The sequence below is a fragment of the Bradyrhizobium sp. Ec3.3 genome (assembly GCF_000472925.1).
GTDB lineage: Bacteria > Pseudomonadota > Alphaproteobacteria > Rhizobiales > Xanthobacteraceae > Bradyrhizobium.
Map to the genome: position 1 here is coordinate 281,179 of NZ_AXAS01000001.1, position 22,890 is coordinate 304,068.

19 protein-coding genes are annotated in these 22,890 nt (G+C 65.3%); 5 read left to right on the top strand and 14 right to left on the bottom strand.

Translation table 11 applies throughout. The annotated features are described in order from the left end of the window. Nucleotide 1 precedes the first annotated feature (1 nt). Nucleotides 2-700 (top strand): DUF1045 domain-containing protein, encoded by a 699-nt coding sequence (locus tag YUU_RS0101450; RefSeq protein ID WP_027520746.1) that lies wholly within the window; start codon nucleotides 2-4, stop codon nucleotides 698-700. Between the two features lie 3 nt (nucleotides 701-703). Here the strand turns inward: YUU_RS0101450 and YUU_RS0101455 are convergent, their stop codons facing one another. From YUU_RS0101455 to YUU_RS0101490, 8 genes are all read right to left on the bottom strand, one after another. Next, nucleotides 704-1,297: a hypothetical protein gene (locus tag YUU_RS0101455; protein ID WP_035660903.1), complete on the bottom strand. Its 594-nt coding sequence runs from the start codon at nucleotides 1,295-1,297 to the stop codon at nucleotides 704-706. 83 nt (nucleotides 1,298-1,380) lie between these two features. Then, a complete protein-coding gene (locus tag YUU_RS0101460; protein WP_027520748.1) occupies nucleotides 1,381-2,781 on the bottom strand; it encodes a selenium-binding protein SBP56-related protein in 1,401 nt (466 codons plus the stop codon). A gap of 286 nt (nucleotides 2,782-3,067) precedes the next feature. Next, the gene (locus tag YUU_RS0101465; RefSeq protein WP_027520749.1) at nucleotides 3,068-4,009 is read right to left on the bottom strand and encodes a dihydrodipicolinate synthase family protein; all 942 of its coding nucleotides are present in this window, start codon (nucleotides 4,007-4,009) and stop codon (nucleotides 3,068-3,070) included. A 142-nt stretch (nucleotides 4,010-4,151) separates the two neighbouring features. Further along, nucleotides 4,152-6,233 (bottom strand): methyl-accepting chemotaxis protein, encoded by a 2,082-nt coding sequence (locus tag YUU_RS0101470; RefSeq protein ID WP_027520750.1) that lies wholly within the window; start codon nucleotides 6,231-6,233, stop codon nucleotides 4,152-4,154. A 142-nt stretch (nucleotides 6,234-6,375) separates the two neighbouring features. Beyond that, complete coding sequence (locus YUU_RS49860) at nucleotides 6,376-7,575, bottom strand: tetratricopeptide repeat protein (RefSeq protein ID WP_051389571.1); 1,200 nt, start codon at nucleotides 7,573-7,575, stop codon at nucleotides 6,376-6,378. Nucleotides 7,576-7,679: 104 nt separating this feature from the next. After that, nucleotides 7,680-8,450, bottom strand: coding sequence for an enoyl-CoA hydratase (locus tag YUU_RS0101480; protein ID WP_027520751.1), 771 nt, complete (start codon nucleotides 8,448-8,450; stop codon nucleotides 7,680-7,682). A 13-nt stretch (nucleotides 8,451-8,463) separates the two neighbouring features. After that, nucleotides 8,464-8,901 (bottom strand): MarR family winged helix-turn-helix transcriptional regulator, encoded by a 438-nt coding sequence (locus YUU_RS0101485; RefSeq protein WP_027520752.1) that lies wholly within the window; start codon nucleotides 8,899-8,901, stop codon nucleotides 8,464-8,466. A 70-nt stretch (nucleotides 8,902-8,971) separates the two neighbouring features. Further along, a complete protein-coding gene (locus tag YUU_RS0101490) occupies nucleotides 8,972-9,631 on the bottom strand; it encodes a TetR/AcrR family transcriptional regulator (protein ID WP_027520753.1) in 660 nt (219 codons plus the stop codon). A gap of 90 nt (nucleotides 9,632-9,721) precedes the next feature. Here YUU_RS0101490 and YUU_RS0101495 point away from each other — a divergent pair, with 90 nt between their 5' ends. From YUU_RS0101495 to YUU_RS0101505, 3 genes are all read left to right on the top strand, one after another. Continuing rightward, nucleotides 9,722-10,990, top strand: a complete 1,269-nt coding sequence (locus tag YUU_RS0101495) for an HlyD family secretion protein (protein WP_027520754.1) — start codon at nucleotides 9,722-9,724, stop codon at nucleotides 10,988-10,990. Further along, nucleotides 10,932-12,551, top strand: a complete 1,620-nt coding sequence (locus YUU_RS0101500; RefSeq protein WP_198031678.1) for a DHA2 family efflux MFS transporter permease subunit — start codon at nucleotides 10,932-10,934, stop codon at nucleotides 12,549-12,551. The genes YUU_RS0101495 and YUU_RS0101500 overlap by 59 nt, the downstream gene beginning before the upstream one ends. A gap of 107 nt (nucleotides 12,552-12,658) precedes the next feature. Continuing rightward, nucleotides 12,659-14,383 (top strand): ATP-dependent Clp protease adaptor ClpS, encoded by a 1,725-nt coding sequence (locus YUU_RS0101505; RefSeq protein ID WP_245287923.1) that lies wholly within the window; start codon nucleotides 12,659-12,661, stop codon nucleotides 14,381-14,383. Nucleotides 14,384-14,508: 125 nt separating this feature from the next. On the opposite strand, the gene YUU_RS0101510 is transcribed toward YUU_RS0101505, so the two are convergent. Then, a complete protein-coding gene (locus YUU_RS0101510; protein ID WP_027520757.1) occupies nucleotides 14,509-14,958 on the bottom strand; it encodes a host attachment protein in 450 nt (149 codons plus the stop codon). A gap of 254 nt (nucleotides 14,959-15,212) precedes the next feature. Here YUU_RS0101510 and YUU_RS0101515 point away from each other — a divergent pair, with 254 nt between their 5' ends. Continuing rightward, on the top strand, nucleotides 15,213-15,740 hold the full coding sequence (locus YUU_RS0101515) for an Hsp20/alpha crystallin family protein (RefSeq protein WP_027520758.1): 528 nt from the start codon (nucleotides 15,213-15,215) through the stop codon (nucleotides 15,738-15,740). Between the two features lie 68 nt (nucleotides 15,741-15,808). On the opposite strand, the gene YUU_RS0101520 is transcribed toward YUU_RS0101515, so the two are convergent. The 5 genes from YUU_RS0101520 to YUU_RS0101540 all read right to left on the bottom strand — a co-directional run bounded on the left by YUU_RS0101520 (nucleotide 15,809) and on the right by YUU_RS0101540 (nucleotide 22,841). Further along, a complete protein-coding gene (locus tag YUU_RS0101520) occupies nucleotides 15,809-17,425 on the bottom strand; it encodes a tannase/feruloyl esterase family alpha/beta hydrolase (RefSeq protein WP_371260466.1) in 1,617 nt (538 codons plus the stop codon). Between the two features lie 144 nt (nucleotides 17,426-17,569). After that, nucleotides 17,570-19,024 carry a GntP family permease gene (locus tag YUU_RS0101525; RefSeq protein ID WP_027520760.1) on the bottom strand — a complete coding sequence of 485 codons (1,455 nt, stop codon included), beginning with the start codon at nucleotides 19,022-19,024 and terminating at the stop codon, nucleotides 17,570-17,572. Between the two features lie 3 nt (nucleotides 19,025-19,027). Beyond that, nucleotides 19,028-20,044, bottom strand: coding sequence for a patatin-like phospholipase family protein (locus tag YUU_RS0101530; RefSeq protein ID WP_027520761.1), 1,017 nt, complete (start codon nucleotides 20,042-20,044; stop codon nucleotides 19,028-19,030). Nucleotides 20,045-20,237: 193 nt separating this feature from the next. Then, on the bottom strand, nucleotides 20,238-21,482 hold the full coding sequence (serA, locus tag YUU_RS0101535) for a phosphoglycerate dehydrogenase (RefSeq protein ID WP_027520762.1): 1,245 nt from the start codon (nucleotides 21,480-21,482) through the stop codon (nucleotides 20,238-20,240). Nucleotides 21,483-21,608: 126 nt separating this feature from the next. Further along, complete coding sequence (locus YUU_RS0101540) at nucleotides 21,609-22,841, bottom strand: rhodanese-like domain-containing protein (protein WP_027520763.1); 1,233 nt, start codon at nucleotides 22,839-22,841, stop codon at nucleotides 21,609-21,611. Between the last annotated feature and the right edge of the window lie 49 nt (nucleotides 22,842-22,890).

Consider the following 22,890-nt stretch of genomic DNA (forward strand, 5'->3'; position numbering starts at 1 on the left):
GATGACAGGTTTCCCCCGCTACGCGATCTACTATGCCGCCGATGCCGAGAGCGCGCTGTCGCGCTTCGGCGCCGAGCTGCTCGGCTATGATGCCCACACCGGCCGTGAGCTGCCTTTTCCTGCCGATGCGCTGCAGCTTGCAGCCGGTTGGCACGACGTCACGGCCGATCCCCGCAAATATGGTTTTCATGGCACGCTGAAGGCGCCGATGGCGCTCGCGGGCGGAAAGACCGAGGCCGAGCTGGTTGCGGCGTGCGCAGCGTTGGCGGGCAAGCCGCGGCCGATCCCCATGATTCGCCCGGTCGTGGATTCCATCAGCGGCTTCATCGCGGTGATCCCGGCCGAGCCGGTCCGCGAATTGACGCAGCTCGCCGCCGACTGCGTGCGCGATTTCGATGCGTTTCGTGCACCGCTGACGGCGGACGATCGCGCGAGGCGCACCCCGGAAAGACTGCCCGAGCGGCAGCGCGATTATCTCGATCGCTGGGGCTACCCTTACGTGATGGAAGAATTCCGCTTCCACATGACGCTCACGGGCCGGCTCGATGCGGAGCGGCGCGGGCCGATCGTCGAGATGCTGCGGAAGCGGTTTGCGGAGCTGCGCCTTGTAACGCTCGCCATCGACCGCATCGCGCTGTTCCGGCAGGAAAACGCCGCGGCACGCTTTCACATCATCGGCGAGTGGCCGCTGACGAGGTGAGGCTCATCGCCAGCTCGCGAGGTTGAATGCGAGCGCTGCGGCGCCGACCAGGACGAGGCTCGCAGCCCAGACCGCATCCAGATTGAACCAGCTTCGCGATACGAACTTGAGACCGAGATAGCGGTAGACTAGCCACCCAAGGCAACCGCCCGCCGCGACCATGGCGAGGACGTGCACGAGCGAAACCAGCACCGCCATTGCAAGATTCGCCGTGACGAGAGCGCCGGCCGCTTGGTGGGCCGCGTCGAGGTCAGCGGCCTGGCACAGCCCGAGATAGATCGGCACCAGCATCAACGCGGCGCCATGGGCGATGGCAACCGCAAACGACCACAGCGCCAACTGTGTTGGCGGTATCCGCGCCAGCGCCCGCGGATGGCGCCGGTCGATGAGACGGTAGGCGCCGAAGCCGATCACCAGCAGGCTCGCGCCGAGCTGGATCGGACGCTGCCACTCGGCCAGCGCCAGCAGCAGCGCGAACGGCAGCAACACCAGGAACGTTGCCAGCAGATGCCCCGCCGACAGCGCTCCGAGCGCGCCAAGCAGCGCGCGCGGACTTCGTTCCATGAGCCCTGCCGAAACCGCGAGCGGCCATCCCATTCCCGGATTGATGCCGTGATAGATGCCGCTCGCAAGGAGAGCGAGCCAGAGCCAGCCAAGTGTCCGGCTCGCCTCTCCCCAATCTAGGCCGACGGATAGCAAAAGGAATCCGTCGAACAGTCGCCGCCCTCAAGCCTGACCTGATGGGCCCGATAGCCTTCCGGGAAGCTGACGAAATAATCGCTGGCGAGTTCGAGCCCGCCGCTGCGACCGACATTGGCCATCACTTCGACGCCGGGAACGCCATCGGGATAGAACTGGTCGTCCCAGGTCGAGTAGAGCGAGTTGGTCCAGTACACCCGCTTGCCGTCGCGGCTGATCTCGACCATCTGCGGGCCACCGGCATAGGCCTTGCCGCTCGGATGCGGCGCGCGACGCACGATGCCTCCGGTGTACACCGAGCCCGCAAGCTTGGGTTTCCGGGGATCGCTGACGTCGTACTGGCGCATCTCGCCGGTGCCCCAGCAGGAGACGTAGAGAAACCTGTCGTCCATCGACAGATCGATGTCGGTCACCAGTGGCGGGACCGCACCAAAGCCCTGCAAGAGCGGCGGAAGCTTTTCCTTCGGCGCAGGCTCCGGTGGAATCGTCGCCGTCTTTTCGGCGTGGAATTTTCCGCCCTCGCGCCACCAGGTCCAGATCGAGCCTTCCAGATTGGTGGTGTCGACCACCACGCCGGCAAAGCCATATTCACGAACCGGATCGTGCGCGGGCCGCACCTCCAGCGCCATCTGATGGTTGGCACCGAGGTCGATGGTCTGGACGTTGCGCCGGGCCCGGAGATCCCAGAAGTGGAGCCGGTGGCCATATTTGTTCGACAGGAGATCTTCGGGTACGATCCCGTTCTCGAATTGCGGCGGCAGCCCCCACTCGCTCGTCACCATGTAGTCGCGCGGCAGATTCCACCAGAAGTCATAGTGCAGCGTCTGCGGACCGCGATCGATCTCCCAGCGACCGAGCACCTCGAACGTCTCGCAATCCATGATGAAGACGCCGGGAGGCCCGCTCGTGCCGTCCTTGCCGCCACCGCCGAGCGTGCTGACGTAGATGCCGTCCGGCCCGCAATGGATGGTGTGTGGCCGCGAGTAGCCGGTTTTCTTGAAGACTTCCTCCGGCTCGATGACCTTGTGAATTTTCGCTTGGGTCGGATCAGGCTTGGTGTCGATGATGTAGATTCGCGACGAGCGGAGTCCGGGAATGATGAGATAGCGCCGCTCGATGAAGGCGTGCCCGGCGAGCGGAGACAATGCCGACGAGCAGGCATTCCAGCCGAAATGATGAAACTCGTCGCCCTTGTTCGGCATCGTCACGGTATGGACGATCTGACTGTAGGTCGGCGATCCCGGCTTGGCGTCGATGACCGCAAGTGCGTCGGGCTTTGAGAAATCCGGGCTGAGCAGCAACGTATAAGCGAAGTTTTCGGGCGGCGCTTCCATCGCGAGTTTTGGCGATGCGTGGAAGGTCGGATCTGGCCGCATTGTCATGGCACTGCCTCCCTGTTTGCGTCGGCTTGCGCCAACCTGGCTCGGGATAACGGCATAATGAAGTGCTGACGCGCGATGTCTTTAAGTTGCTCCGCAGGCCTGGTCGGCCCGGGAAGATTACGTCATCGCGCCGCCGCGCGAAACCGGCCGAAGCGCGCCAATTCGACGCTTGGAGCCGAAAGGGAAGCTGCCGAGAAGGCTGGATCGCGCTCCCGTCCTCGGCGTCGTCCCGGCCTAGTGCGCAATTGCGCACGGGGGCCGGGACGACAGCAGCGTGCGTGGCGCGTTACTTCCCCCAGCGCAGCGCCAGCGCGTCGCGTTCCTTGGCGAGTTCGAGCAGGCCTGCGCGCGTGGCCGGGTGCAGCGGTTGCAGGGGATGGCGCACGGCGTCTGACTTGATCACGCCGCCGGCCTGCATCATCGCCTTGCAGGCGATCAGGCCGCACTGGCGGTTCTCGTAGTTGATCAGCGGCAGCCAGCGCTCATAGGCGGCCTTGGCCTCCTCGCGCTTGCCGGCAAAATAGGGATCGATGATCTGGCGGATGCCGTCGGGATAGCCGCCGCCGGTCATCGCGCCGGTGGCGCCGGCGTCGAGATCGGCCATCAGCGTGATCGCCTCCTCGCCGTCCCATGGACCTTCGATCGCGCTGCCGCCCGCCTCGATCAGGCTGCGCAGCTTCGCCGCGGCGCCCGGCACCTCGATCTTGAAATAGCGGATGTTGGAAAACTCACGCGCCAGGCGCGCCAGCAGCTCGACCGACAGCGGCGTGCCCGCGACCGGCGCGTCCTGGATCATGATGGGGATGTTGATCGCCGCCGACAGCACCTTGAAGAACTCGACGATGCCTTTCTCGGGCACCCGGAAGGTCGCGCCGTGATAGGGCGGCATCACCATCACCATGGCGGCGCCGGCGGCCTCAGCCTGCTTGCTGCGCGCCGCGCACACGGCCGAGGAGAAATGGGTGGTGGTGACGATGACGGGGACGCGGCCGGCGACGTGCTCCAGCACGGCATGCATCACGGTCTCGCGCTCGGCGTCGGTCAGCACGAACTGCTCGGAGAAGTTGGCGAGGATGCAGATGCCGTTCGAGCCGGCATCGATCATGAAATCGATGCAGCGACGCTGGCCTTCGAGGTCGAGCTCCCCACGCTCGTTGAAGATCGTGGGGGCGACGGGAAAGACGCCCCGGTATGGACGCTGGACTTTGGTTTGGGGCGTGGCCGACATCGAAACTTACTCCCTGGAATTCTTGCCGCGACTTTGTGGTGGGCCGCCCGCGATGCCGCGCGAGCATGGTACCGCTACCATTTAGCGCGGCAGCGCACCTGCGGCAATGCCGATCGCGGCGGGAACTTCAGATCTGATGGAGCTACGCCGAACGAACGGCGCCCAGGAAACCTTCGACCGCCACGCGCAGGTGGTCGGCATCGGCCGACATCTTCTTGACCGACTCCGTCAACACGGTACCGGCATTGCCGGTCTCGCGGTTGAGGCTGGCGACGCTGCCGATGGTGTCGGTCACCTCGCGGGTGCCGAGCGCGGCCTGCTGGAAATTGCGCGAGATCTCGGTGGTCGCCGCACGCTGCTCTTCGACCGCCGCAGCGATCGCCGTCATCTTCTCGTCGATGCCGCTGATCGCCCCGCCGATCGACCGGATTGCGGATACCGCCTGCCCCGTCGCGGACTGGATCTCGGCGACCTGGCGCGAGATTTCCTCGGTCGCGGTCGCCGTCTGCGAGGCGAGGTTCTTGACCTCGCCGGCGACCACGGCGAAGCCGCGGCCCGCCTCGCCGGCACGCGCCGCCTCGATCGTGGCGTTCAGCGCCAGGAGGTTGGTTTGGCCTGCGATGGCGCTGATCATCTTCACGACCTCGCCGATGCGCGCGGCGGTCTGGTCCAGGATCTCGACGGTGGCGTTGGTGTGCTCGGCCTGCGCGACCGCCTCGCGCGCCTCGCGCGCGCTGGCTTGCACCTGCGCCGAGATCTCGCCGACCGATGCCGACAGCTCCTCGGTCGCGGCCGCAATGGTCTCGAGATTGTTGGTGGCCTGCTCGGCCGCGGATGACACCGCCGCCGTCTGGTTGCTCGACTCCGATACCAGTGAGCGCACCCCCGTCGCGGTGGCGTCCAGCTCCCTCGTGGATTCGGCAACGCTGTGGATCACCGCCTGCACGGTGTCGTCGAAGCGCCGGCAGGCCGCGTCGACCGTGCTGGATCGCGCGAGTTGTTGGGCCTGTTGCGCCTCGCGCTCCTGACCCAGCCGCTCCGCCGTCGCCGCGCTCTCGCGCAGGCTCTCGAGCGCTGACGCCATCGTGCCGAACTCGTCGGGATATTTCGACCGCGGCACCGGCGTTGCGTAGTCACGGGCGCTGATCCGGGCGATCGCGCCCATCAGCGATTGCACCGGCCGCACCAGGCGATTGCGCACCACGAACACGCCGGCCAATGTCACTGTCAGCGCCGCCAGGAAGGCCAGCGACTGCACCACGAGCTTGCTGAGCGCCGTCTCCTGCACCACTTCCGCGCGCGCGATCGACTGGTCCAGCGCCTTGTTTGCGACGGCCACGATCGGCCCGAACGGCGACTGGCAGAGCGCATTCCACTCCTGGGCGGAGACGGCTGGACGGCCGCTGCCGTCGAAATTCTTGGTGATCTGCGAGATCTGCTGGACGACCGTGTCGGTCTTCGCGCGCGCTTCCTTGGCCGTGGAGACGAGGTCCGCGGTCACATCGGGCGCGGCGAGAAGTTCCTCGATCCCGGTCCAGCCCGCGCCGACGACGCCGTTCCATTGCGCCACGTTCAGTTTCTGGGTCTCGTCGAGCGGCTTGCTCGCGTTGACGTTGGGACGCAGCGCCGAGCACTGGATGCCATAGCGGTCGCGCACCTGCCAGGCGAGGCGGCGGACCTGGATCATTCGGGCGATGAAGGGATCGTTCATCCAGGCGCGGTTCGAGACCGCAGTCGAGGCGAGGTTCGCCGCATCGATGGTCTTGGTGACCGCATCGTACCAGGAATTGGTGCGGTCGATCTTGCGCTCGGCGCGCGGACGCGCGGCTTCGTCGAAGAACAGGCGGAACTGCGGCGCGGCCTCGCCCCAACGCTGTTTCAACGTGCTCGCAAGCTCCTCGCGACGGGCGAACTCGACGGTCTCGATGGCTGCGGCGATCGACTCGTAGCCGGCCTGTTCGAGCTTCTCGATCTCAGCCAGGCGGTTGCGCGGATCGTCCTCGCCAAGCAGCGCGCTCTGGGCATCGCCGCGGTTGGTCCGCAGCGACAGCACGCCCTGGAAGATTGCCTTGTCGGCGGCGGCCAGCCGTCCGGTCTCCTGGCTGTCACGATAGCGACCGATGGCTCCGGTCATCTGGATCGCCGTGCTGGTCAGAGCACCAATGGCCAGCAGAGCCATCAGCACCAGGAGAAGCGTGCTTACCGATTTCTTGATTATCGTCATTGCCGAGGCGCCCAGATTGCGCGGCCACTTTGCCGGGCGACCTGCCAATGTTTCGTTAAGTTTTTAGTCGAATTGGCTGCAATGCAAATTTGCGCAACGGCTGGTTGGTGACGACCAGCGCGCCGGCAGGCCTGCGGCCGATTTAGCGCCGATCGGGCCTGAGCTTGTTCGCGGCGGCGATGTCCGCATCGCCCCCGGCCACATCGCCCCTCTCCCGCTTGGCCACACCGCGCCAATGCATGGCGAGCGCGTAGGTCGGCAGCAATTCGAGCGCCTTGTCGTAATTCGCAATGGCGCGATCGAGTTCGTGCTTGTCCTGGAAGGCGCGGCCCCGCCCGTAATAGGCCGTAACGAATTCAGGCTCGCGCCGGATCACCTCATCATAGTCGGCGATCGCGCGATCGAAAGCGCCCTTATCGCGCCAGGCAAGGCCGCGATTGTTCAGCGCGTAGACCTCATCGGGCTCAAGACGGAGCACTGCGCTGTAGTCCGCGATGCTGCGATCGAGATCACCCTTCTTCTGGTAAGCGAGACCGCGGTTGAGCAGACTCATGGCATCGGTCGGATCGAGCTTGATCGCCTCGTCGAAATCAGCGATCGCGCGATCGGGCTCGTTCTTCATCAGGAGCGCGCTGCCGCGGTTGTAGAAGGCGTGCGATGATTTCGGATTGATGCGGATGGCATCATTATAGTCGGCAATCGCACGGTCCTGATCGCCCTTGGCGCCGTAAACGCTGCCGCGGCTTTCATAGGCGCTGCCATAGGCCGGATCGATCCGGATCGCGTCGTCATAATCGGCGAGCGCGTGGTCCAGATCGCCTTTCGCCTGATAGACTTGGCCGCGATTGGCGACCGCCATGGCGTATTTGGGATTGAGCCGGATCGCCGTCTCAAAGTCGGCGAGCGCCCGATCGGGATCACCCCGCATCTGGTAGATCGTACCGCGATTGTTGACCGCTTCGGCATCGGTGGGGTCAAGACGAACGGCCTGCTCGAAATCGGAGAGCGCGTGATCCAGCTCGCCCTTACGCCGATAGAACATTCCGCGTCCGCCGAAGGCCGAACCGAAGCTGGGATCCGTCAGAATTGCCAGGTCAAAATCGGTACGCGCTCGATCGAGATCGCCGCCCGTCATCCGCGCAACGCCTCGATTGAACCGAGCGACGGCGAGGTCGCGCCCCGTGAAGGCACCCGCATCGATCGCCTTGGTGCAGGCAGCAAGCTGCTCGCTGAGCGGCCGGTCGGTATCGCCGAGGCATTTCAGCTCCCGCGATTGGGCATGGCCCGGCAGCCCCGCCAAAGCGAGCACCACGACCAGACCCATCATCCGCAACGCCAACATCGGTCCCCCACAAGCTAGATGCCCGTTCGTCGCGGGCCGGGGCCATTTCGTTCAATCCGCTCAGGCGGATAGAGGCGCCGACCACGCTCCCGTCAGGGCCGGCGTCATGCGACCTTGGTGAAGTCGGGCGGGCGGCGCTCGGCGAAGGCCGTGAACGCCTCGCGCGCCTCGGCGGTGCGCAGGCGCTTTGCGAACTGCTCGCCTTCGGCGGCCATCTGAGCGACGAGAGCCTCGCCGTTGCGCATCAGCTGCTTGGTCGCGACCAGCGCGCCGGCCGGTTGCTGGGCGAGGCGCCGGGCGAGCGCGGCGGCCTCGGCGTCGAGCTGGGCCAGCGGCACCACGCGGCTGGCGAGCCCCCATTCGAGCGCGGTGTTCGCCGGCACGGCCTCGCCGAGCGCGAACATCTCGTAAGCGCGGACGTGACCGATGCGCAGCGGCATCAACAGGCTCGAGGCCGCCTCCGGCACCAGTGCGAGGCTGACGAAGGGCGTCGACAACAGCGCATTGTCGGCCAGCACGACGAGATCACAATGCAGGAGCATCGTGGTGCCGACGCCGACCGCGCGGCCCTGGACGGCCGCGACCAGCGGGCGCGTGCAGCGCGCCAGCGACTGGATGAACCTGACGACGTTGCGGCTGCCCTCGGATTTACCGGTGGCGACCGCGGCGAACTCGCCAACGTCGTTGCCGGCGGTGAACATGTCGCCTTCACCGCGGATCAAGAGCACGCGTACCGACGAGTCGGTCTCGGCACCCTCGATGGTATCGGCGAGCTTGCCGTACATCGCATCGGTCAGCGCGTTCTTCTTGTCGGGGCGCGCCAGGGTCAATGTCAGCACGCCATTGGTCATCTCGGTCCGGACATGCTCGGTCATGAAACGGCTCCTCTCATTCGTCGGTTGCTCGTGGAAACTTGGTTTGAATGCTCGTCAGCCAGCGCGCGACGATGTCGATCTCGGCGCTGGAAAATCCGTCTGTCAGCGCGGCGTTGATTTCCGCCGCCGCGGCCTTCGCCCGCACCTCGACCGCACGGCCTTTGGGGGTGAGCCAGACGCGCCAGGCGCGGCCATCCTCGCGATCGGCCCGCCGCTCGACCAGCCTTGCCGCGGCCATCCGGTCGACGAGGCCGGAGATGCCCGCCGGCCCAAGATCGAGCGCGGCCCCCGCCTCACCCATCAAGGCGCCGTCCTGCCGGCCGAGGATGAAGAGGAGTCCTGCCTGGGATGGCGTCACCTCGCTCTCCGGCTGCGCCGCCATGAAGCGCTGCAGCCGGCGCTGCGCGACGTTCAGGAGGTAGATCAGCCGGGGGTGCCTTGCCGAGGTCATGCGCGGCTCGATTTATTTCGCATGCGAAATATATAGTCCGGCAAAACGAGCCTGTAAAGCGGCGTGGGCGTCACGCCGTTGCGGCGCGACATCCGTCCAGGAAAAGAGCCGCGGCGGCGCGGACGCGGCGCTCGATCTCGTTGCGCGATGGCAGCGGCACGCCGCCATAGATCGTGGCGCGCTGCGGGGCCGAGACGGCCATCCCGATCAGCATGCCCGCGGCCTCCTCGACATTATCGAGCGCGAGGCGCTCCGCCTTCACCTGGACGCGCAGCCAGCGCGCCAGCGCGGCCGCCGTGCGCGCAATGCCATTGCGATAGAACGCTACGGCAAGATCCGGAAACGCCGCCGATTCCTGGAGCACGATGCGCTGCAGGGCGACGACCTCGGGATCAAGCGCGAGGTCGGCGCAGGCGAGCAACGCGGTGGATAGGGCCTCCGCAATATCGGTGTGATCGATGCCCTTGAGCTGGACGTCGGAGAGCTGCCGGTCGAGCCGGTCGGCGACCATGGCCTCGAACAGCGCCGCCTTGGCCGGAAACAACCGATAGAGCGTCTTGGTCGAAATGCCGGCGCGGCGCGCCAGCTCCTCGGTGCTGGTCGCCGCGTAGCCGTTCTCGGCAAAAGCGTGCCGCGCGGCGTCGAAGATGATCTGACGCGTCTCGCCGTCGTAGCGCAGTGGCGGCCGTCCACGGGGGCGGTATTCACTGGAAGATTTTTCCTGAGCCATGCTTTTACATGATGCCTGTCATTCTATTGACAGTTTTCAAGCTAGTCCTATTTTGGAAACCGTCAAGTTTCCTAATTCAGGGAGCCGGCCATGACCGTCCACACCAGCCCATCCAAGATCGAAACCACAGGGATTCCGGCCAGCGTTCCGGAGAGCCTGCTGCCCGTGGAAACGCCGTCCGCCCCGCCCAGAAAGCTCAACTTTCGCAAGCTGTTGTTGGCTGGTGTCGCGGCCGCGGCGCTAGCCGGTGCGAGTTGGTATGGCTGGGACTACTGGACGGTCGGCCGCTTCCTCGTCTCCACCGATGACGCCTATGTGAAGGCCGACAACACCACCATCGCACCGAAGGTCAGCGGCTACCTGGTCCAGGTGCAGGTTGCCGATAACGAGCAAGTGAAGGCTGGCCAGGTGCTGGCCCGGATCGACGACCGCGACTTCAAGGTCGCACTCGACCAGGCCCGGGCCGACGTTGCGGCCGCGAGCGCCACCATCACGAGCAAGGAGGCGCAGCTCGAGGTTCAGCAGGCGGTGATCGCGGCGGCCAGGGCGACGATCGACGTCGACACTGCAGCCAAGACCTTCGCGAGCCAGGAGAACAAGCGCTACACGGACCTCGCTGCGTCGGGCTTCGGCAGCGTGCAGAATGCGCAGCAGGCGCAGGCGCGTGATGCCGGTGCAAACGCCGCGATTCAGCGCGACACCGCCAATCTCGCCTCCGCCCTCAAGCAGGTCGACCTGTTGAAAGCCGAGATCGTGCAGGCCATGGCCGCCCTCGCCCGCGCGGAAGCCGTGCAGCACCAGGCCGAGCTCAATCTTGGCTACACGAAAATCGTCTCTCCGATCGACGGCGTGGTCGGCAACCGCACACTTCGCGTCGGCCAGTTCGTCCAGGCCGGCACGCAGTTGATGTCGATCGTGCCGGCCGACGGCGCCTATGTGGTCGCCAATTTCAAGGAGACCCAGCTCACCAACGTGCATGCCGGCCAGACCGTCGACATCGATGTCGACATGTTCCCGGGCCATGTCGTGCACGGCCATGTCGATTCCATCGCGCCCGCGAGCGGCCAGGAGTTCGCACTGCTGCCGCCGGACAACGCCACCGGCAACTTCACCAAGGTGGTTCAGCGGATCCCCGTCAGGATCGCGCTCGATGCCGAGAACGCGCCGTCGATCGCGCTGCGTCCGGGCATGTCCGTGATCCCGACGATTGCGACGCGTTCCAGCGCGCCCGCCGCGCTGGCAGTGACTTCACCCAAGGCAAACCAGACCAAGGCAAACCAGACCTCCGGAGGGTCGCGCCATGTCCAACAGCCTCACAATCCCGGCGTCCGCACGCTTGATTCCGGCCGCGACGCCTGATCGCGCCATCGCCGATCCGAACCGCGCCAGTGCCACGATCTGGATCGCCGTGTTCGCGGCGATGATCGGCGCCTTCATGGCGATCCTGAACATCCAGATCACCAACGCCTCGCTGCTCAATATCGAGGGCGGCATCGGCACCGGCGTCGACAATGGCTCCTGGATCTCGACGTCATACCTGATCGGCGAGATCATCGTGATCCCGCTCACCGACTATTTGTCGCGGGTCTTCTCGTTCCGTAACATCATCCTGAGCTTCGCGACGCTGTTTGCGGCATTCTCCGTCGCCTGCGCCTTCACCCACGACCTGCCCTCGATGATCGCGATGCGCGGCTTGCAGGGCTTCTTCGGCGGCGTGCTGATCCCGATGGCCTTCACGCTCGTGTTCACCAAGCTGCCCAAGGGCCAGCAGCCGATTGGCCTTGCGATGTTCTCCCTCGCGGTGACCTTTGCGCCAGCGATCGGCCCGACGATCGGCGGCTATCTCACCGAGAATTACGGCTGGCAGACCATCTTCTTCGTCAACGTCGTGCCGACCGCGATCATGGTCACCACGCTGTTCTTCACGCTGGAGCGCCAGCCGCTTCAGCTCGGCCTGCTGCGCGACGGCGACTGGTTCGGCATCGTGACCATGGCGATTGGCCTCGCATCCCTCCAGGCGGTGCTCGAGGAGGGCAACAAGGACGACTGGTTCGGCTCGCCCTTCATCGTGCGGCTTGCCGTTACCGCTGCGATCAGCCTCTCGCTGTTCATCTATATCGAGCTGGTCGTCGAGAAGCCGCTGTTGCGCCTGCGGCTGCTGACGCAGTGGAATTTCGGCGTCGGCACGATCGCCGCGGTCTTCCTCGGCTTCGCCCTGTTCGGCTCGGTGTACCTCCTGCCCGCTTATCTCGGTCAGGTGCAGGGCTACAATGCCGAGCAGATCGGCAACGTGCTGGCCTGGACCGGCCTGCCGCAGCTTCTCCTGATCCCGCTGGTGCCGAAGCTGATGCAGCGGTTCGACACCCGCTATATCGCGGCCATAGGCCTCATCCTGTTCGCAACCAGTTCCTTCATGAACATAGAAATGTCACTCGACTATTCCGGCGATCAGTTCCTGCTGCCCAACATCGTACGCGCGGTCGGACAAGCGCTCACCCTGGCGCCGCTCTCCGCGCTGAGCCTCGGCAGCGTCGCGCCGCAGGACGCGGCCGCCGCCTCCGGCATCTCCAATATGATGCGCAACCTCGGCGGCGCGATCGGCACCGCGGTACTCGCGACCATCATCACCAAGCGCGAGCAGTTTCACTCCAACGTCATCGGCCAGTCGGTGACGCTCGGCCGCGAAGAGGTCCGCGGACGCATCGCGCAGCTCACGAACTATTTCATGGCCCACGGCGTGCCCGACCCAAACGCCGCGCATGAGCAGGCCGTCATCGCCCTTGGCAAGCTGGTCAAGCGCCAGGCGCTGGTGATGGGCTTTTCCGACACTTTTGCCGTGATCGGGGTGGTGCTGGTACTGGCCGCGATCGCCGTGCTGCTGACGCGGCAGGTCAAGGCGGCGGGCGGGCCGGCGCACTAGGCTTCAATCATCCGGTTTTTTTGAGCGGCCGTCACGCTTGACGGCCGCTACTTTTTGTGTTCTTTCTTTGTTCCATTCAAGCACAGGTTGTAGCACGAGTTAATTTCATGATGAGTGATATGCACAGCGATAGCGGGCCGGCCCAGCTCGTGATTCACGATGACGAAGATACGCCGGAAGAATTTGTGATCGAGTTGCTGCGCCGGGTTTTCGGCAAGTCGGAGCGGGAGGCGCTCGCGCTGATGACCCGGATCGAGCAAGAGGAAAAAGCCGGTTGCGGCCCTTACCCGCGGTCCGTCGCCGACGCTCTGCTGAAATCCGCGCTCCAGCACATTCAATTTGCAGGTCATGGCCTGCGGATCACGCTCGAACCGGTCAAGACGACTTGCGAGCTTTGCGGCAAGCCTGAGGCGCAGACCGACGTGCGCCTCGGGAGCCGTACGATCTGGCTGTGCAGCGAGTGCATGCGTGCTGCAGGCAACACCGGCAATGAGCCGGAAGAAGAGGAGTTCGGATATGCCTGCGAGGTTCTGGACCGGCATTTTGCCGGCGTTCCGCGCAGCAAGCTCGTGACCACGGTCCGCCAGTTTCCCGGTCACATGCGCGCAGACGTTCAGGCGGCCATTGACCGGCTGTTCGCCTCCGCAATCCGGCTGTTCGGCATCAACGACGAGCAACGCTACGAGACGCTGTCGATTGCAAGGCTTCTGCGTGACGGGCGCCATGCGCAGGCGATTGCGCCGCTCCAGTATTTCGATGTCGACATTGGCGAGAAGAACCCGGTCAAGTGCCTCAACAACGGGCTGTGGCTATGCGCGCAGGGCGATCTCCGCTACGCCGTGCTGCTCTGTGCGCATCGCGAGTTCAGCCGCGAGCCCGGCATCCGGATCGAAATCGCCGTACCCTCGGGCGCCGCGGGCGCAGCCCTCGTCCAACGATGCTTCGGCGAGCTGGAGCAGGCCGTGCAGGCCGCGCGCACCTATCGTGGCAAGATCCTCTCGCTCGACGCCGACAGCGATTATCGCGGCCGCTCGCGCGGCATCACCGTACATCGCCTGCCGCCGGTCGCACGCGACGAGGTGATCCTGCCGGAGCAGACCTTGCGGCTGCTTGATCGCAATGTCCTGAGATTCGTCGGCACGCGCGATCAATTGCGCCGGCTCGGCCAGTCGACGCGCAAAGGCGTTTTGCTGTACGGCCCCCCGGGCACCGGCAAGACCCACACCATCCGCTATCTCGCGACGCACCTGCCCGGGCATACGACCCTGATCATCACCGCCGAGCAAATGGGCCTTCTCGGCGCTTATATGAGCCTGGCGCGGCTCCTTCAGCCCTCGATGGTGGTGATCGAGGATGTCGATCTCATCGCCCGCGATCGCGATGACATGGGGCCGTGCGAGGAATCCCTTCTGAACAGATTGCTCAACGAGATGGACGGGCTGAAGGAGGACGCAGACATCCTGTTCGTCCTGACCACCAACCGGCCGGAGGACCTCGAAGGTGCGCTAGCCGGCCGGCCCGGCCGCATCGACCAGGCCATCGAAGTGCCTCTCCCCGACGAGATCGGCCGCCGCAAGCTGGTACGGCTCTACGGCAAGGGGCTGCCGCTCGATGACGCCATCGTCACCGAAGCGGCGCAGCGCAGTGCGGGCACGAGCTGCGCCTTCATCAAGGAATTGATGCGGCGGCTGGCACAGGCGAGCCTGGCACGCGACGGCGGCAATTCCGTCATCTCCGCCGACATCGATGAGGCGCTGGACGACATGCTGTTCTCCGGCGGTCGCCTCAATGCGCAGCTGCTCGGCGGCGCGCAAGCGATGGCGGCGGGATGATGACCGTTCTCGCCGCTGGAGCATGATCCGGAAAAGTGTGAAGCGGTTTTCCGAAAAGATCATGCTCAAACAAGAGCCTAAAGCGCGATGACGATTCATCCCAATCTCATCGCGCTTTAGAGCGTCTAGTACTCCGCCGCGAGATGCCGGGCGATGTCGCCGACCGGAAGCCGCGTCAGGTCCTTGGGCAGTTCGCCGACGATGCGTGCCTTGACGTCCGCGTGAAACGCGTCGCGCAGGTCCGCCAGTGCGCGCGGCGGTGCAATGACGACGAGCGCCTTCACGTCGCGCTCGCGGACGAGCTGCTCCATCGCGGCTGCGACCCGCCGCGCGAAACGATGCTCCTCGATATCGTGCCAGTCGGTCGGCTCGACGGCCGCCCTTTGCCCTGTCGGCTTGTTGAGACGGCCGGGACGATCGGTCCCCTGCTCGCGCGTCGGCGGATTCTCATCCGCGAACACGTCCTCGGTTTTCAGGTTCGGCTGCGCGGGATTGCCTTCGTTGCGCAGGAACAGCGCCTTGCAGCCGTCGCCGATGAAGACGAAGGCACCGTGGGGGATCACCAGGCCGCTCATGTCGACGCTCCAGCTTTCGCTTCGACATTCAACCGTTCACCCGCCAGCGGGTTGATTCAAATCAACGCGAGCCTGCCGCGGCAAGATGCGTGTGCTGTGCTTACCAATGTGTAAGCACGGGGAACTTGCCCGCGACGTCCGGTGCATTGTCCAGCGAATTTGAGAGAAATCAACGACTGGTCGCGAGAACAGGTGGACGTTTGATCATCGAATGAACTCTAGTCTCTCAAAGAAAGAGATGAAGGAGAGAAATCGTGGCCAACGAAACCAAGCTTCCGGTGACCAAGAAGACCAACGAACCGGTGTTCTCCGGCGGAACGTGGAACCCGTTTGAGACGCTCCGCGGCGAGGTCGACCGCCTGTTCGAGGATTTTGGTCGCGACGATTTCTGGCGTCGGCCGTTCCGCTCGCTCGCCGGGCTCGAGCGCAGTCTCGCGCAGAAGCTCGTGAGCGCACCGGCCGTCGATGTCGCCGAGACCGACAAGGCTTATGAGATCACGGCCGAGCTGCCCGGCATGGACGAGAAGGGCATCGAGGTGAACCTCGCCAATGGCGGTCTCACCATCAAGGGCGAGAAGAAGGTCGAGAAAGAGGAGAAGCAGAAGGACTATTACGTCTCCGAGCGCCGCTATGGTTCCTTCGAGCGCACGTTCGCTCTGCCGGAGGATGTCGAGGCCGACAAGATCGAAGCTTCGTTCAGGAGCGGCGTGCTCAAGGTGACGCTGCCCAAGACCGCGGAGGCGCAGAAGCCTGCCAAGAAGATCGAGGTCAAGGCGGCCTGACGATCGGTTCACGCGAGGCTGGCGGTCCCGGCAGCCTCGCACCAGCTATCCGCGTCCGGCGTGCTCCGTCACTGCGCGCAGAAGAAGCTTGCCGAGTCCGTCACCGGCCCCGCCTTGTAATGCGGCCAGGCTGGCCAGCGGCACAGCGGCAGCGCGCGCACAACAGAAAACGCCGGCGCCTCGACCTTCTGCTCGGTGACCTCGAGATCGCCGGGCGCCTTGTCCTTCTCGACCCAGTCGACCAGCACGCTCAGCATATCGACATTGGCCGGCGCACCGGAGCCGACATGGTCGACGCCGGGCGCCGTGTAGAGCCTTGCGAACAAGTCCGTCGTCGCCGAGCCCATCAGGCGCTCGACGTTCTCGAAATAGCGAATGCCGGCATAGGGGCTCTGCGCATAGTCGGCCATATGCTCGAGCACGATCAGGCGGCCGCCATGAGCGCGAAAACGGCTGAGATCGGGATTGGTCGAATCCATCAGTTGGGAGATTTCGAGTAGCCGCGCCTTGTGGTCTTCGGGCTTGTAGGTGGTGACGTCGAGCTTGGGATCGCGGGCGAAGACATACTGAATGGTGCCGGCGCCGTAGATCCAGGCGATCCCGTTGTTCGGTGCCGGCGGCTGCGCAGGCGGTGCCGTGCCGAGCCACCACGCTGTCCATCCGCCGGTCGGGCCGACGGACGGCGTGTCCTCGCCCGACACGCCCCAGCCCGGGTAATCATCGAGGCCGTTGGCAAGCGGGAACGGGAATTTGTAAGCACCATGCAGCGTGTCGATCGCCTTGATCTGCGGGTCGGTGAGGCATTGATCGCCATTCCGCTCGCTCGCGCAGCGCAGCTTCTGTGGCTTGAAGGTCGATTTGCAATCGACGGGATCCTGCACCAGCGCATCGTCGGAGCCGTCGGCCTTGTCGCAGGCGGCGCGCACAGCGTCACCCACGAGCTTCACCTGGGCCGGCCTAATCCAGGCGTCGCCCATGGTCACCAGCCCCGACCGGGTGCCGGCATGCTGCAAGCCGACCCAGTTGATGACGGGCACGCGCGAAAAAATGCCGTCGAAATCCTCGGGATAGCGCTGCGCCATGGTCAGCCCTTCGCGGCCGCCCTCGGACGAGCCCATGAAGTACATCTTCTGCGGTCTTTTGTCGTAGGCGCGCTCCATCAGCGCGACGGCGGCATCGCGCACCTTCTTGTAGGCGCGGTGCGCAAAATTCTCGAACGCTTCGTCGTTGAGCGCGAAGGCCTGGGGCGGCTCGCCTGGCTTGGTCTCATGGCCGGAATCGGTGCCGTAGGTGACGAAGCCGCGCGCCAGCGGCGAAGGCTTGTCGAAGGGATAGGCCGGCGGCAGCGCAAGGCCCGTGATCAGGACACCATTGAATCCGTCGCCGCCATATTGCAGCGAGCGCCCGTTCCATTCGACCGGCAAATTGACCTGAAACCTGATCGGCGGCGCTTTTGGATCTGTCGGCTCAATGTGACCGAGCACCTTGCAGAAAGCAGGATTGGCCGGCGTGACACGTCCCGACGACGTCGGTCCGCGTTCAGCGACGGCGAGCGGCGACGGCGCCTGGAGCGTCGCGGAGTCGATCTTGACGGCGCCGGCGTCCGAAGCAAGGCCCTTGCAGACGGTGTCTGCATCCTCGGCCAGCGGCAGCGCGGACGCGCCGTCGACATGAGCCATGGCCATCAGCAGGCTTGCGAAACACACGGTTACGCTGATCCGAGAACGCGTCATCGTTTCCACCCGCATTTTCTTGTTATCAACGACAAGCGGGTGCATTCAACGCAACGTTCGGCCGTCCGTCAATTGCCAGCGCCGGATTGCCCGCCGTCAGAACGAACCCACGACACTGCCGAGCGCGATGACGATGACCAGCGCCAGCAGGGACGCGACGATGCCGACCATCACGATATCCCGGTAGCTGTCGCGGTGGGTCAGTCCGCAGATCGCAAGCAGGCTGACCACCGCGCCGTTGTGCGGCAGGATATCAAGCGTGCCCGAACCGATCACCGCAACGCGGTGCATCAGCGCGAGGTCGACGCCGGTTCGCGCGGCGATCTCCACATAGGTCTGACCGAGCGCATCGAGCGCGATCGTGAGGCCGCCGGATGCCGAGCCGGTCAGCGCGGCCAAAATGTTGGTCGCGACCGCGAGTGACACCAGCGGTCCCCCCTCGATCGCGAGCACCCAGTCACGCACCATCTCGAAGGCCGGCAGTGCGGCGATGACGGCACCAAATCCGACCAGGCTTGCAACACTCATCGCCGGGAGCACGGAGGCATTGGCGCCGGCATCCATCGTCTGCCGCAGCGACGGCAGCCGGCTCCAGTTGAGCACAATGGTTGTGGCAATTGCAGTGGCGAGCGCGACGACAACAGACCAAACGCCTGCAACCGCGGCAAGCGACGTGCCGCCGAAACGCTGCTCGCTCAGATATGAGACATCGAGCCGCGGCAACACGAGGAGCGACATCACGAGATTGACGGCTACGACGACAACCAGCGGCGCGATGGCGTTCACCACCGGCGAAGGCGCTTCGCTGCGGCGCCCGTGCCGGATTTCCGCCGGGTCGAACTCGCGCGCCGTCGTCGCGCGTTCGCGCAACAGCTCGTCATCCGCCGCAGCTTCGGCTGTACCCTGCGCCTCCTCGCCATAGCCTTCACCCGCCTGACGTGCCTTCGCCTCCGCCCGTTGCAGCCACCACAATCCCGTGCCGAGCATGATGAGGGAAGCGATGATGCCAAGACCCGGCGCGGCAAACGGCGTCGTGCCGAAAAATGGCATCGGGATCGCGTTCTGGATCGACGGCGTGCCCGGCAGAGCCGACATCGTGAAACTCGAGGTGCCCAGCACGATCGTCGCCGGAATCAAACGGCGCGGGATGGCGGCCGCGCGGAACAACGACTGTGCCATCGGAACGATGACGAAGAAGGCGACGAACAGGCTGACGCCGCCATAGGTCACCAGCGCCCCCGCCAGGACGACTGCGAGAATCACGCGCCTTTCGCCGAGTCGCTTCGCCATGAAGGCGGCGACCGCCGTCACCGCGCCGCTGTCGTCCATCAGCTTGCCGAAGACGGCACCGAGCAGGAAGATGGGAAAGAACTGCGCCAAAAAGCCCGCGGCGCTCGCCATGAATATTTGCGTCAGGTTGGCGAGCAGCGGCTCGCCGCCGAACGCTGCGGCAACGAGCGCCGCGAACGGGGCGAGCAGCAGGACGCTCCAGCCGCGGAAGGCCAGTACCACGAGCAGGCCGAGCCCGACGAGAATGCCAAGAAGCCCCACGTCTCAGCACTCCGCCAGGAGAACGTCGAGATCGGCCGTCGAGCGCCGGCCGAGGTCATCGCCGTGACGTTCGAGGAATTCGCTCGCGGCCAGCCGGCCCTCGGCACGGAGCATCGAAACAAACTGCCATTCCGCGTTCAGCTTGGAGGAGGCGCCGAACGTGGTCAAAATATCGCTCTTGATCCGGTGCGTCCTCATCCGCGCCCAGCGTGCACCCTCGCCGCTTCCGGGATCCGCGGCCTGACGGAGCAGCGCGATCATGCGCAATTCCTTCATCAGCGGCGAGTTGAACGAAATCTCGTTGAGCCGGTTGAGGATCTCCGCCGCGCTGCGCGGGTCTTCCGGCCGCTCCGTCGGATTGATCTGCACCAGGATGGTATCATAGGCGTCGCTTTCGCGGACCAGCGGCGTGATCGTCGGATTGCCGGCGAAGCCGCCGTCCCAATAGGGCTCGCCGTCGATCTCGATGGCGCGGAACATGGTCGGGAGGCACGCCGAGGCAAGGAGAACGTCGGCCGTGATCTCTGCGTTGCGAAAGATCCGGCCGCGGCCGGTGCGCACCCGCGTCGCGGTGATGAACAGCTTGATCTCGGAGCCGGCGAGGCGCTCGAAATCGATGCTCTCGGCGAGCACCTTGCGCAACGGATTGTAATCGACCGGGAGATCGTAGGGCGAGAACAGCCGCGACATCAGGTCGGTGAAGACGTAGGCCGGCGAGGTGTCGAGCGTCCAGCGACCCATCAGGCGATCGAGCGGCGAGCGCTGCAGCGGGCTGAACGCCGCGGCGCGCGAAACGCGGCGCCAGTATTGGTCCAGCGCCTCACGCGCGCCTTTGGCACCGCCCGCCGTCCATCCGTCGGCCAGCACCGCGGCGTTCATCGCCCCGGCGGAAGTTCCGGAGATGGCGACGATATCAAGCCATGCCTCTTCGAGCAGACGATCGAGCACGCCCCACGTGAACGCGCCGTGCGAGCCTCCGCCTTGAAGTGCAAGGTCGATCGGTATGCGGTCTCGGGCCATCGTGTCCGCACTCACGAAACTTAAGCTCAACTTCGATGAGACTTATTAGACGAGACTTGTTAGACGAGACTTGTCTTCAGCACCCCGGTAACCACAGGTAGTCTAAAAAGCGGAAGGCGGGCCACGCAACAGCGCAGCCCGCCCGGACACGTCACAGCGTCGTGATGCAAAAAGCCGTCAGCCCATTCGCGCGTCAGTGCTCGAACACCAGGCGCGCGCCGATCGTACCGTCGAGCGCGCGGATCTGCTGGAGCAGCTCGTTCGAATCCTGGCCGCCAAGATCGGCGTCGAGCACGACGTAGCCGAGCTCGCCATGCGTCTCCAGGTATTGGGCGGCGATGTTGACGTCACGCTGCAAGAACACCTCGTTCAACCGGCGCAGCATGCCCGGCACGTTGCGGTGGACATGGCTGAAGCGGGCGCCTGTGGGACGGAGGTGGAGCTGCACCTCCGGGAAATTGACGGCGCCCATGGTCGAGCCGGTGACGTAATAGTCGACGAGCTTCCGCGCCACCTCGCCGCCGATCCGCTCCTGCGCCTCTTCCGTGGAACCGCCGATATGCGGGGTGAGGATCACGTTGCTCAGACCCTGCAGCGGGCTCTTGAAGCGATCGGCGTTCGAGGACGGCTCGACCGGGAAGACGTCGACGGCGGCGCCGGCGATGTGCTCGTCGCGCAAGGCACGCGCCAGTGCATCGAGATCGACGACGGTGCCGCGGCTGTTGTTGATCAGGAACGAACCCGGCTTCATCAGCCGCAGCTCGCGCTCGCCGATCATGCCCGCGGTCTCCGGCGTTTCCGGCACATGCAGGCTGACCACGTCGCTCTGGGCCAGGAGGTCCTCGAGCTTCTCGACCGGCTCGGTATTGCCGTGACGCAGCTTGTCGGTGCGGTCGAAGAAGATCACCCGCATGCCCATGGCTTCCGCGAGGGTGGAGAGCTGCGAGCCGATATTGCCATAGCCGATGATGCCGAGCGTGCGGCCGCGCACCTCGCGGCTGCCGGTCGCCGACTTGTCCCAGCCGCCGTCATGCGCCGCGACCGAGCGCGGAAAGATCTGCCGCAGCAGCATCACGATCTCGCCGATGACGAGCTCGGCAACGCTGCGCGTATTGGAGAACGGCGCATTGAAGACGGGAATGCCGCGCTTGCGGGCCGCGAGCAGATCGACCTGATTGGTGCCGACGCTGAAGCAGCCGACCGCAAGAAGCTGGTCGGCGGAGGCGAGCACGTCCTCGGTGAGCTGGGTGCGGGAGCGGATGCCGAGCAGCGATACACCCTTCACCGCCAGCCGCAGCGCCTCGCCGTCGAGCGCCTTGGTCAACCGCTCTACATTGGTGAAGCGGGCGCTCTTGAACAGGTCCACTGCGCTGTCATTGACGCCCTCGAGCAGCAGCGCTTTCGCGGTTCTCTGAGGGGTCTGGCCTGTGGCTGACATGGGATCTCCGTGAGTATCGCCTTTGCGCGCGGCTTAGTCGCCGGCGGGGCGGAAGACAATATGATTTTCACGTGGACACAAGATGGCGGGCCATCTCGATCGTCCGCCGGGCCTGCCTGCGCACGTTCAGATCACGTAAAATCCGTGCGTCGCGTCGCGGCGGAGCTGCTCGACGAGGCCGTATTCCCAGTCGAGATAGGCCTGCATCGCACTTTCTGCGACGTCGGTGCCCTCGTAGGGACGCCGGTACCGGTGCGCGGGATCTGGCTTGGGCAGCACTTGCGGCGGCCCCATTTCCAGCGCGCCGTCATAACCGCCTTCGAGCACGTAGACCTCCCAGCCCATCTGCGCAAGCCAGGACGCAGTCATGTCGGCGCGCACGCTCCTGTCGTCGGTCAGCAGGATGCGCGCGCCGCGCACCGGCGCCGCCATGTCGATCTCCTGGACGAGCTGGCCGCCCGCGTAGTGGCGGAAGCCGGCGAGGTGACCCGCCGCATATTCCTCGGCGTCGCGCACATCGAAGCGATAAAGCGTTCGCGAGGTTTGGGCAGCGAGTGCCGCCGCCTCGCCCGGGCCGATGTGGCGAACCCCGGCACGATAGGCGACGTCGCGGGCACTGGCCGCAGCGCCCTCAAACGACCCGATCGCACCGCGCCGCCCGGCGCCATGCTCGAGCGTGTGCTTGGCAAGGGTCCAGCCGATCGTGCCGTTGCGCAGCGCGTGCACTTTGTTGGGGACCCCCGCATTGATCAGCGACTGAGTGCCGATGATCGAACGCGTGCGGCCGGCACAATTGACGATGATGGTGGTGTCGGGATCGGGTGCCGCGCGGCCGGCGCGCAGCACGAGCTCGGCGCCGGGTACGCTGACCGAGCCCGGGATATTCATGGTCGCGTATTCGTCGAAGCGGCGAACATCGAGGATCGCAACATTGGCCTTGTCGGCAATCAGGCTTGCGACCTCGTCGGCGCTGAGCGAGGGCGTGTGACGGCGCGCCTCGACAAGCTCGCCAAAGGCCTTGGCATAGGAGTTGACGTCCTCGAACACTTCGTAGCCGGCCGCGCGCCATGCATCGAGGCCGCCGTCGAGCGCGCGGACATTTGTGCAGCCGAGCGCCCGCAGCCGTTCGGCGCTTGTCCCAACCAGACTTTCGCCGTCATCATAGATGACAATCGGCACGTCCTTGCGCGGCAGCCGCGCCTCAGCCTCAACCGCGATCCGATCCGCCGCCATGTTGGCGGCGAACAGGGGATGGCCGGTGGCAAACGCCGCCTCGTGCCTGAGATCGAGCAGCGCGATTTCCTCGCGCAGTAGCAGCGCACGACGGATGTCAGCGGGGGTGACGGTGGAAAGCTTCATGGGACGGAGGCCTTGCGGAATGAGCCTCGCGCTTTTGGACCATTGTCGC